The organism is Mycolicibacterium lutetiense, from assembly GCF_017876775.1.
Taxonomy (GTDB): Bacteria; Actinomycetota; Actinomycetes; order Mycobacteriales; family Mycobacteriaceae; genus Mycobacterium; species Mycobacterium lutetiense.
On the sequence record NZ_JAGIOP010000001.1, the window covers coordinates 762534 to 776801 of the forward strand.

Consider the following 14268-nt stretch of genomic DNA (forward strand, 5'->3'; position numbering starts at 1 on the left):
TGCCACCTCGACGTGATAGAATCCGTGCGTGCATGTGGGGATGACGATGCCGGTCATGGAACCTTTGTTGGATGCGACGACGCTGCGGTCCTGGGCGCAAGTCATCGACGAAGGGCCGTTCTCGTCGCTGTGCTGGGGCGAGCGCATCGCCTTCGACAATCCGGACAGCCTGACCCTGCTGGGCGCACTGGCGGCCTGGACTGACCGGGTGCGGCTGGTGACCACCGTGGTGGTACCGCAGTTGCACGATCCGGTGATGCTGGCCAAGGGCTTGGCCACCGGTGACCTGCTCAGTGGTGGGCGGTTGACCGTGGGTATCGGTGTCGGTGGCCGCCACGAGGACTATCACGCGGTCGGCGCCGACCCGGGGACCCAGAGCCGGCGGGGACTGGCTGAGCGTGTCGCGGTGATGAAGCGGGTGTGGGCCGGCGAGAAGGTCACCGAATCGGTGCTTCCGGTCGGGCCGCCGCCGGTTCAGTCCGGTGGGCCGCCGTTGCAGATCGGCAGCATCGGGCCCAAGACCATCCGTGATGCCGCGGTCTGGGCCGACGGCGTCGCCGGCACCACACTGGATCTGGATCTGACTCGCCAGGCCGAGTTGTTCGACGTCGCCCGGACCGCGTGGGCCGAGGCCGGCAAGCCCAAGCCGCACCTGGCGACCTCGTTCTGGTTCGCGCTCGGTAAGCCCGAGGAGGCCCGCGATCAGGTACGCCGGCATCTGCGTCGGTACATGAACTGGATCCCGGCCGAGTACGTCGACGCGATGGCTCCCATGACCGGCTGGGCCGGCACCGAAGAGGAACTGGTCGAGGTGCTCGGCAAGTTCGAGAGCATCGGCACCGACGAGGTGCACCTGATCCCGACCAGCTCCGATATCGACCAGCTGCGGCGAGTGGCTGAGGTGGCCAAAGCCTTCGTCTGAAATTCTCCGATCGGACTATTTCAGCAATACGTGAGCAAGGTCATGGAATCGGCGTCGACGTGGCCTGCGTCTCTGTTCTGCCCCTAGGTGCCCGATGTTTTCGAGCTCGGCACGCGTGGGGTGGCCAGCGTCGGACTATTCGATGTCGTACCTGTCCATCAGGCACGACGACGTGCGGTTGCCGAGTTGTTCACCGGTCGGTTGCCGACTATTCGGGCGGGGTTCCCCAGGCCCGAGGCATTCTCGGAAACGTTCGAGTGAAATCCGGTGCAGGCCGGCTACAGCAAACGATGTCAAGGGCGCGTTACGGATCAGCACGCGCCAGATATCGGTACTAGCGTATTGATCGACGACGTGGTCAGGCAGAGGCGAATACGACAGTTGGGGAACTCATGATCCAGAAGAGCTTGATCGCCACGACCTTGGCAGCGGGGATCGTCAGTGCCGCCGTGGCGCTGTCTGCGCCGGCATCGGCCGATTCCAAGGGCAACAGCACCGTCGGGTGCTCGCCGTGCGACCGCGTGACCTCCTCGCTCACCGACGCCGCCACCGACGCCGCCAAGAGTGCGATCACCGGCGGGGTCGACCTGCCCGAGATCCCCGTAGTCGACAAATGGGTGAAGTTCCCCGGTAAGACGGCCGAGAAGTGGGCGACCTTCCCCGGTAAGACGGCCGAGAAGTGGGGCGGCTTCCCGGGCAAGGTCCTGAAGAAGTGGACCGGGCTGGGCTGACCTCCCGCCCGTGCACAACAGTCCCAAACAGATCAGTGGTGACCCGCTGTAAACGGGTCACCACTGATACGTGGGCGGTGTTGGAGGCTTACTCCCCCGGATCACCACCACCGGTCCACAAGTAATTCAGCTTGACTGTATACCCTGAGCGCCATTTGCTGAAGACCCTTCTTCTGGACAGATTCGCGACGCGTGGGCACCCTTCCCTGGTGTGGCTCCGCACCAATTGTGGATCGGTTACCTGGGTCTTTGCGTTCGCAGATTCTTCTGTCGTTGCGCCTTAGGGCGCTCGGCTGACGGGCGACTTTTTCCCCGCCCCTGCGTTGCTGGCGGCGGGGCCATCGCGAATGACTACCTCAGTCCGCCGTTCTGGGCCAGGTGATCGGCGAGCAGCGCACCGGCATTCCGGATATGTCGGGCCATGGCGGCGCGGGCCTGCTCGGGGTTGTTGGCGCGCAAGTGCTCGATGATGGCCCGGTGATCCTGGGCCGATGCCTCGGGCCAACCCTCCACGGCGGCAAAGAACTTGCGGGGTGCATACGTCAGCGTGGTCTTGATAAGCCACCGGATCTTGCGTGACCCGCTCAGCCGGTAGATCAGTTCGTGGAACTGGTGGTTGAGCCGTTCTTCCTCGTCGAAATCATTTGCAGCAGCGGCATGTTCGAGCGCATCCTGGATTCGCTCGAGTTCGTCTACCGTCGTCGGTGTGATCGTCGCGGCGACGCGAGCGGTGAGCTCACCGCCCAACAGGGCTTGGGCGTCGTAGATGTCGCGGATGTCGTCGCTGGACAGCGCCGTCACCATGAAGCCGCGGCGTGGCTCGACGGATAAGAAGCCCTCGGTCTGAAGCTGCAGCAGGCCCTCGCGGGCCGGCGTGGCGCTGATTCCGAGTTCCTCGGCGACCACCTCCGGACGGATGAACTGCCCAGAGTGCAACTGTCCCGACACGATGAGCTCGCGCACATGCGACGACGCGACATCAGACAACCGCATGAGGTGTTTCTTGGGATTCCCGTTCATGTCAGGCTGACCTCAGATGTCGAGTCCGCCGCGCTTGACCAGTTGCTTGGCGATGACGCCCCGCTGGATTTCGTTGGTGCCCTCGCCGACGATCATCAGGGGCGCGTCGCGGAAATAGCGTTCGACGTCGTATTCGGTGGAGTAGCCGTAGCCGCCGTGGATCCGCACCGCATTCAGCGCGATCTCCATCGCGGTCTCCGAGGCGAACAGCTTGGCCATGCCTGCCTCCATGTCGCAGCGGCCGCCGGCGTCGATCCGCTCGGCCGCATCGAGCAGGAGGCTGCGGGCGGCGTAGAGCTTGGTGCCCATGTCGGCCAGCATGTTCCCGACCGACTGGTGCTTCCAGATCGGCACGCCGAAGCTCTCGCGGTCCTGCGCGTACTGCAGTGCGTCGTCAAACGCGGCGCGGGCCACGCCCGTTGCCCTGGCGGCCACCTGGATCCGGCCGACTTCCAGACCCTTCATCATCTGGGCGAATCCGCGTCCTTCGGCACCACCGAGTAGCGCATCTGAATCCACTTGGCAGTCAACGAAATTGATCTCACAACTCTCGACGCCTTTGTATCCGAGTTTCGGCAGATCCTTGGAGACTTCGAAGCCGGGAACCTTCTCCACCAACAGAATCGACACGCCCTTGTGGGCGGGGAGCGCGGCGGGGTCGGTCTTGCACAGCAGCGCGACCAGGCCGGCCTTGCGGGCATTGCTGATCCAGGTCTTCGACCCGTTGATCACGTAGCCCGACTCGTTTTTGGTTGCCACGGTGCGCATGGCCTGCAGGTCGGAGCCTCCGCCGGGTTCGGTGAGCGCCATTGTGGCGCGCAGTTCGCCGGTGGCCATGCGGGGCAGATACTTCTGCTTCTGCGCCTCGGTGCCGAACTGCAGTAACAGCTTGGACACCACGGTGTGCCCGCCCATCGCGCCGGCCAGGCTCATCCAGCCGCGCGCGAGCTCCTCGGTGACCTGCGCGTAGCACGGCATCGAAACTGCCGCGAAACCATAGGGTTCCGGGATCGCCAGACCAAAGATGCCCATCTCCTTCATCGTCTCGATGAGTGCCTCGGGATAGGTGTTGGCGTGTTCGAGTTCGCGGACGACGGGCCGGACCTGCTTGTCGACGAAGTCGCGGACGGTGTCGACGATGGCCTGCTCTTCGGTGGACAAGGTAATCACTGAGTTCCTCCTGGAAGCTTTATGGAAAATATTCTATAGAGTTTGAGTATGTCCGATTCGGATGACCCGATGGCGGCGGTTGGCGGCTGACAGCGTGGGCGTGGGCGAAAGGCGCAGAATAGGGACGTGCCACCGCTTCGGATGCGGTACGACTCGGGAAACGGTCTGTGTAAGGCCGAGTTGCTGGCGGCGGTTTCGCTGGCGATCGACCTTGGTCTCGGCCAGCCGATGGAACACATGCTCCGATCGTCGCTGATCGCCACACGTCTCGCGGAGCGGATAGGTCTTGATGCGCGACAGCGCGCGACGGTGTACTACGCAAATCTGGTCGGCTGGATCGGCTGCCACGCCGACTCGCATGAACTGTCAGCTCTTTTCGGCGACGACATCGGTTTTCGGGCCGACACCTACGGGGTGGACCGGGCTGGGATGCCATTTCTGCGGTTGATGGTCAGCCATGTCGGGCAGGATCTGCCTGGCTGGGAACGCGGAATCCGATCGGCGATATTCGTTCTCACCGCGCGCAACCAGGTGGCCCGGCTCATCAACTCGCACTGCAGCTCGGCTGGGGCGTTGTCCGACCGAATGGGGCTGGATCGCGACGTCGGTGCGGCACTTGCCTATGTCTTCGAGCGCTGGGATGGCCGCGGTATGCCCAATGGTGTTGGTGGCGAGAAGATTCCGATCGAGATACACATCGTCGGCCTGGCTGACGTGGTCGAGGTGCATCTGCGTACCGGCGGTCTGGGGCAGGCGATCGAGGTCGTGCGATCCCGCAGTGGCACCCAGTTCAGCCCCGACGTCGCGGACGTGTTCGAGCGTGATGCCGCCGCGATCGTCGAGGGGTTGCTCGACATCGATGTCTGGACTGCGGCACTGGCGCTCGCACCTGACCGCGATCGCATTCTGAGCGAGGACGAGATCGATGAATTCCTTCGAGCAATGGCAGATTTCGTCGATCTCAAATGCCCGGTCTCACCGGGCTACTCGCGCGGCATCGCCGACCTGGCGGCAGCAGCCGCCCGCCAGTTGCGGCTGTCGCAGGCCGAGGTGACGCGACTGTACCGCGCCGGCCTGGTCCACGGACTGGGGAAACTGGGCGTATCCAACCAGATCTGGGAGAAGAAGGGCCCGTTGACGACGGCCGAGACCGAGCGGCTGCGGATGTATCCGTACCTGACCGGGCGGATCCTGAATCGCGTCGACGGTTTGAAATCGGTTGTCTCGCTGGCCACCAAGCACGAGGAGAGGATCGACGGCTCCGGATTCCCCCGAGGCAATGCGGGTCCGGAGCTCACCATGGCCGATCGGATACTGGCGGCTGCTGTCACATATCAGGTTCTGCACGAGCAGGATTCGGGGCATGCGGATGTTGCCGGACTGTTGCGTCGCGAGGCGCGCGACGGACGACTTGACGCGGAGTCGGTGGAAGCGGTGCTGACGGCGGCGGGTCATCGGTCGGAGCCCCGGTCCGGGCCCTCATCGAGGCTCACCGCCCGCGAGGTCGAAGTCTTGCGGCTCGTCGCGCAGGGGAGATCCAACCGGGAGATCGGCTCCACTCTGTTCATCGCGGAGAAGACAGCGCGCAACCACGTCGAGCGGGTGTACGCCAAGCTCGGCGTCAGCAACCGCACCCAGGCGACTCTGGCGGCCATCGATCGAGGTCTGGCCGGCCCCGCGCTCGACACCGCCGGGGGATCGGCGTAGCGCGCATTTGAGGCGATTGCCCCATGTAGCCATCGGTGCTTCCGTTCGATGATCAGAACCTGACCAGCTATTTCAGCACTTTCGGAGGGACCGATCATGACCGAATTGGCATACGAGCCGTCGCTCGCCGAGGGCCGAATCGACGCGTTGAGGGTGAGCCGGCACGCCGGCGGCCGGCAGCTCCTGCACGAGCTCTCGCTGACGGTGCGGCCGGGCGAACTGGTCGCCATCGCCGGGGGCAGCGGTGCGGGCAAGACGACACTGCTCGAGACGCTGGCCGGACTGCAGCCGCCCTCGGGTGGGCAGGTGCGGCACGACAGCACCCGGATCGGATACGTGCCGCAGGACGACATCATCCATCTGGAGATGCCGTTGCGCCGGACGTTGCGCTACGCCGCCCGGTTGAGGCTGCCCGCGGGTACCTCGGCAGCTGAGGCCGACCGCGCCGTCGAACAGACGATGCATGACCTCGACCTGGCTGACCGAGCCGAGGTACCGGTCCGCGCGTTGTCCGGTGGACAGCGCAAGCGGGCGAGCATCGCCGTGGAACTACTGACCCGGCCGCGGATCTTCTTCCTGGACGAACCCACCTCCGGTCTGGATCCGGCGACCGCGGCCGAGGTGATGCGTCTGCTGTATCGGCTGAGCCGCAGCGGAGTCACGGTTGTCCTGACCACCCATGAGCCGGCAGGCATCGAGCTGTGCGATCGGGTGGTGTTTCTCGCTCGCGACGGATTCCTGGCCTTCACAGGGAGTCCGGCCGATGCCCGGCGCTACTTCGGCGTCCAGGATCTGGCCGGGGTCTACGAGAAACTTGCCACCGAGGGCAGTCCGGCAGCGTGGGCGCAGCGATTCGATGAGCTGCGCGCAGTCGTGCCGAGCCACCACGACGAGCCAGCGCCGACTCCGGCCGCCCCGTCGAAGGTCAAGACACCCAGGGTGATCGAGCAGTGGTGGACATTGACGCGGCGCAATATCGAGGTCCTGCTTCGTAATCGGTTGACACTGACGATCCTGCTGGGCTCACCGGTGTTGGTCACCGCGATGATGGCAACGCTGTTCCGGCGCGGCGCCTTCGATACGACCGGTGCGGCCGACATCGGACCGGCGCAGATCGTCTTCTGGATCGCGTTCGACGGCTTCTTCTTCGGCCTGACCTACGGCCTGCTGCAGATCGTCGGGGAGATGTCGGTCTTCCGGCGTGAGCGGTTGTCCGGCGTGAGCATCACGGCGTATGTGGGGTCCAAGGTCACCGCACTGCTCCCGGTACTGGCGCTGGTGAGCGCGGTACTGCTCGGCGTACTGCGAGCGCTCGGCCGGCTGCCCGCACTGGGATGGCATGTGTACGCGCTGCTGTTCGTGACGATCCTCGTGGAGGCGACGTCGGCGCTGGCGCTGGGACTGTTCGCCTCCGCCGCGGTCTCCAACGCCGCGCAGGCCGCCCTGGCGCTGCCGATGCTGTGTTTCCCGCAGGTGCTGTTCGGCGGTGCGATCGTGCCGGTCCACGAGATGGCCGCCCCGGGACGGATGATGAGCTACGGCCTGTCCAATCGGCATGCGTTCGAAGCGCTCGGTAGAGACCTCGACCTCGACCGATTCACCGCCACGCTGCCTGCCATGTCGGGATACCGCGACACCTTCAGCGGCGGCACCGGCGCCAGCCTGATTGCGCTCGCGGCGTTCACCGCCATCCTGCTCACCGGAACCGTGTGGGTGCTGCACCGCAAATCGACCCCGGGTGCGTTCTGGCGATGACGACCCAATGACGTCAGGCCCGCGAGGCGGTTGCCTCTCGGGCCTGCGTTTCTGCAATTCGAACGAAATCTGGGCAGTGGCGTGAAACCGTGTCTTGCCTGGTAGAAAGGGTGCCCCCGGCAGGAATCGAACCTGCGGCCTTCTGCTCCGGAGGCAGACGCTCTATCCCCTGAGCTACGGGGGCGCGAGCTGGAGACCAGCAGCGCCGATTGGGCTTGCATAGCGTAGCGCATGGCAGAGCGAATACGGATTCGGGGCGCGGGGACCCCAGACCATAGGATGGACCCTCGTGACCCCCGCCGACCTCGCAGAGCTGCTCAAGGCCACTGCCGCCGCAGTGCTGACCGAACATGACCTGGACACCGCCGCGCTGCCCGACACCGTCACGGTCGAGCGCCCGCGCAACCTCGAGCACGGCGACTACGCAACCAACCTCGCGCTGCAGCTCGGTAAGAAGGTCGGCGTCAATCCGCGCGAGCTCGCCGGCTGGCTGGCCACCGCGCTGACCGCCGCCGACGGCATCGCCGCCGCCGAGGTCGCCGGACCCGGCTTCGTCAACCTGCGCATCGAGGCGTCCGCGCAGGGCGTCATCGTCACCAACGTGCTGAATGCGGGTGCTGGCTACGGCAACTCCGCCGAGCTGAACGAGAAGGTCAACCTCGAGTTCGTCTCGGCCAACCCGACCGGGCCCATCCACATCGGCGGCACCCGTTGGGCCGCGGTGGGCGACGCGCTGGGGCGGCTGCTGTCGACCCAGGGCGCAGACGTCACCCGTGAGTACTACTTCAACGATCACGGCGGCCAGATCGACCGGTTCGCCCGCTCGTTGGTCGCTGCGGCCAAGGGGGAGCCGGCCCCGGAGGACGGCTACGCCGGTTCCTACATCAACGACATCGCCGCGTCCGTGCTGGCCAAGCGGCCCGAGGTGATGAGCCTGCCCGCTGATGAGCAGCAGGAAGCCTTCCGTGAGATCGGCGTGGACCTGATGTTCACCCACATCAAGGAATCCCTGCACGAGTTCGGCACCGACTTCGACGTGTACACCCACGAAGACTCGATGCACACCTCAGGCCGGGTCGATCAGGCCATCGCCAAGTTGCGCGAGACCGGCAACATCTACGAGAAGGACGGCGCAACCTGGTTGCGCACCACCGAATTCGGTGACGACAAGGACCGCGTCGTCATCAAGAGCGACGGTAACGCGGCCTACATCGCCGGCGACCTCGCCTACTACCTGGACAAGCGTGAACGCGGATTCGACCTGTGCATCTACATGCTCGGTGCCGACCACCATGGCTACATCGCGCGGCTGAAGGCGGCCGCCGCGGCACTCGGTGACAACCCGGACACCGTCGAGGTGCTGATCGGCCAGATGGTGAACCTGGTCCGCGACGGCCAACCCGTGCGGATGAGTAAGCGCGCCGGCACCGTCATCACCCTCGACGATCTGGTCGAGGCCATCGGCGTCGATGCCGCCCGGTATTCCCTCATCCGCTCCTCGGTGGACACCCCGATCGACATCGACCTGGCGCTGTGGTCGAGTGCGTCCAGCGAAAACCCGGTCTACTACGTGCAATACGCGCATGCCCGGCTGTCGGCGCTGGCCCGCAATGCCGCCGATCTCGGCGTCACCGCCGACACCGCCCACTTGGATCTGCTGACCCACGACAAAGAGGGCATCCTGATCCGCAACCTGGGTGAGTTTCCCCGGGTGCTCAAAGCGGCTGCCGCACTGCGTGAACCGCACCGGGTCTGCCGATATCTGGAAGACCTGGCCGGCGACTATCACCGGTTCTATGACGCCTGCCGTGTGCTGCCGCAGGGTGATGAAGACCCAGGGGAACTCAATTCCGCGCGCCTCGCACTGTGTGAGGCCACCCGCCAGGTGATCGCCAACGGTCTGGCGATCCTCGGCGTCACTGCCCCGGAGCGGATGTGAACGCTCATCCCGCCGGCCCCCGGCACGCCGAGGAAGTCCACCACTCCGGTGCTCCCGTCAAACCTCAGTCTCCTGACGAAATCCTGCTGCTGGCTCCGAACGTGTGGCCGCGCAACCTGGTTCGCGGCGACGACGGTGTCGTGTCGATCGCCGGAGTGTCGGTCACCGAGTTGGCGGCCGAGTACGGCACCCCGCTGTTCGTGATCGACGAGGACGACTTCCGGTCGCGTTGCCGCGACATCGCGGCGGCCTTCGGCGGCGGCGAGTACGTGCACTATGCGGCCAAGGCGTTCCTCTGCAGTGAGATCGTTCGTTGGGTCAACCAGGAAGGCCTGTCGCTCGACGTGGCGACCGGGGGAGAGCTCGCGGTTGCGCTGCACGCCGACTTCCCGGCGGAGCGGATCACCCTGCACGGCAACAACAAATCCGTCACCGAGCTCACGGCCGCCGTCAAGGCCGGGGTTGGGCATGTGGTGGTCGATTCCCTGATCGAGATCGAGCGCCTGGACGAAGTCGCCGGTGCGGCGGGCATCGTCCAGGACGTGCTGGTTCGCGTGACGCCGGGCGTGGAAGCTCACACCCATGAGTTCATCTCGACCGCCCACGAGGACCAGAAGTTCGGGCTGTCCCTGGCCAGCGGTGCGGCGATGGAAGCGGTACGCAGGGTTTTCGCCACCGAGAACCTGCGACTGATCGGATTGCACAGCCACATCGGCAGCCAGATCTTCGATGTGGCCGGGTTCGAGGTGGCTGCCCACCGCGTGATCGGCCTGCTGCGCGACGTCGTGTCCGAATTCGGCGTCGAGAAGACGTCGCAGATGTCGGTCATCGACCTCGGTGGGGGGCTGGGGATCTCGTATGTCCCGTCCGATGACCCGCCGCCGATGAAGGAACTTGCCGACAAACTCAAGGCCATCGTGCGCAGCGAGTCCGAGGCCGTCGGACTGCCGACACCGAAGCTCGTGGTGGAACCGGGCCGCGCCATCGCCGGGCCGGGGACCATCACGCTCTACGAAGTCGGCACGGTCAAGGATGTGGCGATCAGCGCCACCGCACAGCGACGCTACGTGAGCGTCGACGGCGGGATGAGTGACAACATCCGCCCGGCGCTGTACGACGCCGAGTACGACGCCCGCCTGGTGTCGCGAACCAGCGACGCAACCGCGACTCTGGCGCGTATCGTCGGGAAGCATTGTGAGACCGGCGACATAGTGGTCCGCGATACCTGGGTCTCCGATGACATCACGCCCGGTGACTTGCTGGCCGTTGCCGCCACCGGTGCCTACTGCTACTCGATGTCGAGCCGGTACAACCTGTTGTGCCGACCTGCCGTGGTAGCCGTGAAGGACGGCAAGGCGCGGTTGGTGCTCCGTCGGGAGACCGTCGACGATCTTTTGAGCCTGGAGGTGAGTGGTCAATGAGTGAGAAGCCCATCGGCGTAGCGGTACTGGGGCTGGGTAACGTCGGCAGCGAAGTGGTGCGCATCATCAACGAGAGCGCCACCGATCTGGCCGCCCGCATCGGCGCCCCGCTCGAGGTGCGTGGCATCGGGGTGCGCAAGGTCTCCGGTGACCGCGGCGTGCCGATGGATCTGCTCACCGATGACATCATCGAGCTGGTGTCGCGCGACGACGTGGACATCGTGGTGGAGTTGATGGGTCCGGTGAAGCCGGCTCGCAAGGCCATCCTGGCGGCCTTGGAGCAGGGTAAGTCAGTGGTCACCGCCAACAAGGCGCTGATGGCACAGTCCACCGGTGAGCTGGCGCAGGCAGCCGAAAAAGCTCGCGTCGACCTGTATTTCGAGGCCGCCGTGGCCGGTGCGATCCCGGTCATCCGCCCGCTGACCCAGTCGCTGGCCGGTGACACGGTGTTGCGGGTGGCCGGCATCGTCAACGGCACCACCAACTACATCCTGTCCGAGATGGACAGCACCGGAGCCGATTACAACTCGGCGCTGGCCGACGCCAGCGCGCTGGGCTACGCCGAGGCCGATCCGACCGCCGACGTCGAGGGTTACGACGCTGCGGCCAAGGCGGCAATTCTCGCCTCGATCGCGTTCCATACCAGGGTCACCGCCGACGATGTCTATCGCGAAGGCATCACCAAGGTGAGCTCCGCCGACTTCGAGTCCGCGCGGGCGCTGGGCTGCACCATCAAACTGCTGGCCATCTGTGAGCGGCTCACCAGTGATGAAGGAAAGCAACGTGTTTCGGCCCGCGTCTACCCGGCCCTGGTGCCGCTGACGCATCCGCTGGCCGCGGTGAACGGGGCCTTCAACGCCGTGGTGGTCGAGGCCGAAGCAGCCGGCCGGTTGATGTTCTACGGCCAGGGCGCCGGGGGAGCACCAACCGCATCAGCCGTGATGGGCGACGTCGTGATGGCCGCCCGCAACCGGGTCCAGGGCGGCCGTGGTCCGCGGGAATCCAAGTACGCCAAGTTGCCGATCGCCCCGATCGGATTCATCCCCACCCGCTACTACGTCAACATGAATGTCTCGGATCGGCCGGGCGTGTTGTCCGCGGTGGCAGCAGAATTCTCCAAGCGCGAGGTGAGCATCGCCGAGGTGCGCCAGGAGGGCATGGTCGATGACGACGGGCAGCCGTGTGGTGCACGCATCGTGGTGGTCACCCACCAGGCCACCGATGCCGCGCTCTCGGAAACCGTCGAGGCGCTGGCCGATCTCGATGTGGTGCAGACCATCAACAGCGTGCTGCGTATGGAAGGAACGAACGCATGAATCCCGGGACGCAAGGAAAGAACAGCGCAGGGCCGGTGCACCGGCCGTGGCCGGGATTGATCGAGGCGTACCGAGATCGCCTGCCGGTCGGCGACAACTGGACACCGATCACGCTGCTCGAGGGCGGCACGCCGCTCATCCATGCCAAGCGCCTCAGTGAACTCACCGGCTGCACAGTGCATCTCAAGGTCGAGGGGCTCAACCCGACCGGATCGTTCAAGGACCGCGGCATGACCGTCGCGGTCACCGAGTCACTGGCTCGTGGACAGCAGGCCGTGATGTGTGCCTCCACCGGCAACACGTCGGCATCGGCGGCGGCATACGCCGCCCAGGCCGGTATCACCTGTGCGGTCCTGATCCCTCAGGGCAAGATCGCGATGGGCAAGCTGGCGCAGGCCGTCATGTACGGCGCCAAGATCATCCAGGTCGACGGCAACTTCGACGACTGCCTGGAACTTGCCCGCAAGATCACCGCGGATTTCCCGACCATCGCACTGGTGAACTCGGTGAACCCGTATCGCATCGAGGGGCAGAAGACCGCGGCGTTCGAGATCGTCGACGCACTGGGCACTGCCCCCGACGTGCATGCGCTGCCGGTGGGCAACGCGGGCAACATCACCGCGTACTGGAAGGGCTACACCGAATACCACCGCGACGGTCTGTCGGACCGGCTTCCGCGGATGCTCGGCACCCAGGCCGCCGGCGCGGCCCCGCTGGTGTTGGGTGAGCCGGTCAAGGAGCCCGAGACGATCGCCACCGCGATCCGCATCGGTTCGCCGGCGTCGTGGTCCGGTGCGGTCGAGGCTCAGCAGCAGTCCAAGGGCCGCTTCCTGGCCGCCACGGATGAGGAGATCCTCGCGGCGTATCACCTGATCGCCCGGAGCGAAGGCGTGTTCGTCGAGCCTGCGTCGGCAGCCAGCGTGGCAGGTCTGCTCAAGTCGATCGAGGATGGCTGGGTCAAGCGTGGTTCGACGGTGGTCTGCACCGTCACCGGCAACGGCCTCAAGGATCCGGACACCGCGCTCAAGGACATGCCCACTGTCACCCCGGTTCCCGTCGATCCCGTCGCCGTCGTCGCCAAACTCGGACTGGTCTGACCCTGGTGAATCAGACCCTGCCCGCCGGACTCACGGCCACTGCCGTCGTCGCAGCCTCGAGCGCCAACCTCGGACCTGGCTTTGACAGCCTGGGGTTGGCGCTGAGCCTTTACGACGAAATCATCGTCGAGACAACCGAATCCGGCCTTCAGGTGGAGGTTGAGGGCGAGGGTGCGGGTCAGGTTCCGCTGGATGCGACACATCTGGTGGTGCGCGCTATCGAGGCCGGGTTGCGGGCCACAGGCCACCGCGCTGCCGGTCTGATCGTGCGCTGCCGCAATGGGATTCCACATTCGCGTGGACTTGGATCGTCGGCCGCAGCCGTCGTCGGCGGCTTGGCGGTAGTCAACGGCCTTGTGGCGCAATCTGGTTCGGATCCCATGACTGAAGATCAGTTGATCCAGCTGTCCAGTGAGTTCGAAGGTCACCCGGACAACGCGGCGGCGGCGGTGCTGGGCGGGGCCGTGGTGTCCTGGACCGAAACCGATGACGACGGCCGGCCGAGGTACCGCGCGGTGCCGGTGCGGGTGCATCCGGATATCCGCCTGTTCCCCGCGGTCCCGCAGCAGCGGTCGTCCACCGCCGAGACCCGGGCCGTGCTACCCGAGCAGGTCAGCCACGTCGACGCGCGCTTCAACCTCAGCCGGGCGGCGTTACTGGTGGTGGCGCTGACCGAGCGGCCCGATCTCTTGATGACCGCCACGCAGGATGTGTTGCATCAACCACAACGCGCTGCGGCGATGCCGGCCTCGGCGGAATACCTGCAGCTACTCCGGCGTTGTGGAATTGCAGCAGTGCTATCCGGGGCCGGACCTACGGTTCTTGGGCTGAGCTCGCAGGTAGGACTGCCTGGTGAGGCCGTGGATTACGGCACTGCCAGAGGGTTCACCGTCAAGGAAATGTCGGTTGGAGCGGGCGTCCGCTGGACGTCAGGCGTGGCCGCCAAGAGCTGACGATGTGCGACACAAGGAGAGCCGCCCGACACACGCCGGGTGTCGGTGTTGCTTGATTACTTCACCAAAGCGAGTTATTCTCGCTCTCGTCCAGCACTCGCAGGGTCTCTGCCTGCGTCGACACCAGGACGACACCCAATCTTCTTGTGTTCTACTCGTGGACTGACGGTTCGCCGTATATCGGCGGATCCTGGCGATCGCCGTTGCGCAGGCGACGGTGTGAGCTACGCGCTCAGC

11 protein-coding genes and 1 tRNA gene are annotated in these 14268 nt (G+C 65.6%); 9 read left to right on the forward strand and 3 right to left on the reverse strand.

Going from position 1 to position 14268, the window contains the following annotated elements:
* Positions 1 to 40: 40 nt before the first annotated feature.
* Positions 41 to 922, forward strand: a complete 882-nt coding sequence (locus JOF57_RS03765) for an LLM class flavin-dependent oxidoreductase (RefSeq protein WP_209915783.1) — start codon at positions 41 to 43, stop codon at positions 920 to 922.
* A gap of 392 nt (positions 923 to 1314) precedes the next feature.
* Complete coding sequence (locus JOF57_RS03770) at positions 1315 to 1653, forward strand: hypothetical protein (RefSeq protein ID WP_209913772.1); 339 nt, start codon at positions 1315 to 1317, stop codon at positions 1651 to 1653.
* A 351-nt stretch (positions 1654 to 2004) separates the two neighbouring features.
* Here JOF57_RS03770 and JOF57_RS03775 read toward each other — a convergent pair whose 3' ends face one another.
* Entirely contained in the window at positions 2005 to 2673 is a 669-nt protein-coding gene (locus tag JOF57_RS03775) for a GntR family transcriptional regulator (RefSeq protein ID WP_209913774.1), read from the reverse strand.
* Positions 2674 to 2685: 12 nt separating this feature from the next.
* Positions 2686 to 3843, reverse strand: a complete 1158-nt coding sequence (locus JOF57_RS03780) for an acyl-CoA dehydrogenase family protein (protein WP_209913776.1) — start codon at positions 3841 to 3843, stop codon at positions 2686 to 2688.
* Positions 3844 to 3984: 141 nt separating this feature from the next.
* Between JOF57_RS03780 and JOF57_RS03785 the strand changes: the two genes are divergently transcribed.
* Complete coding sequence (locus JOF57_RS03785; RefSeq protein WP_234937890.1) at positions 3985 to 5550, forward strand: HD domain-containing phosphohydrolase; 1566 nt, start codon at positions 3985 to 3987, stop codon at positions 5548 to 5550.
* A 96-nt stretch (positions 5551 to 5646) separates the two neighbouring features.
* Positions 5647 to 7305: an ABC transporter ATP-binding protein/permease gene (locus JOF57_RS03790; protein WP_209913779.1), complete on the forward strand. Its 1659-nt coding sequence runs from the start codon at positions 5647 to 5649 to the stop codon at positions 7303 to 7305.
* 111 nt (positions 7306 to 7416) lie between these two features.
* Here JOF57_RS03790 and JOF57_RS03795 read toward each other — a convergent pair.
* A tRNA-Arg gene (locus JOF57_RS03795) sits at positions 7417 to 7489 on the reverse strand.
* Between the two features lie 105 nt (positions 7490 to 7594).
* On the opposite strand from JOF57_RS03795, the gene argS reads away from it, so the two are divergent.
* From argS to thrB, 5 genes are read left to right on the forward strand one after another with little or no spacing between them, the layout of a single operon-like run.
* Positions 7595 to 9244: an arginine--tRNA ligase gene (gene argS / locus JOF57_RS03800; RefSeq protein ID WP_209913781.1), complete on the forward strand. Its 1650-nt coding sequence runs from the start codon at positions 7595 to 7597 to the stop codon at positions 9242 to 9244.
* Positions 9241 to 10665: a diaminopimelate decarboxylase gene (gene lysA, locus JOF57_RS03805; protein WP_209913783.1), complete on the forward strand. Its 1425-nt coding sequence runs from the start codon at positions 9241 to 9243 to the stop codon at positions 10663 to 10665. Before argS ends, lysA begins: the two co-directional genes overlap by 4 nt.
* On the forward strand, positions 10662 to 11981 hold the full coding sequence (locus JOF57_RS03810) for a homoserine dehydrogenase (protein ID WP_209913785.1): 1320 nt from the start codon (positions 10662 to 10664) through the stop codon (positions 11979 to 11981). The genes lysA and JOF57_RS03810 overlap by 4 nt, the downstream gene beginning before the upstream one ends.
* A complete protein-coding gene (gene thrC / locus JOF57_RS03815; protein WP_209913787.1) occupies positions 11978 to 13078 on the forward strand; it encodes a threonine synthase in 1101 nt (366 codons plus the stop codon). The genes JOF57_RS03810 and thrC overlap by 4 nt, the downstream gene beginning before the upstream one ends.
* A gap of 5 nt (positions 13079 to 13083) precedes the next feature.
* Positions 13084 to 14031, forward strand: a complete 948-nt coding sequence (gene thrB / locus JOF57_RS03820; protein ID WP_209913789.1) for a homoserine kinase — start codon at positions 13084 to 13086, stop codon at positions 14029 to 14031.
* Positions 14032 to 14268: the final 237 nt, after the last annotated feature.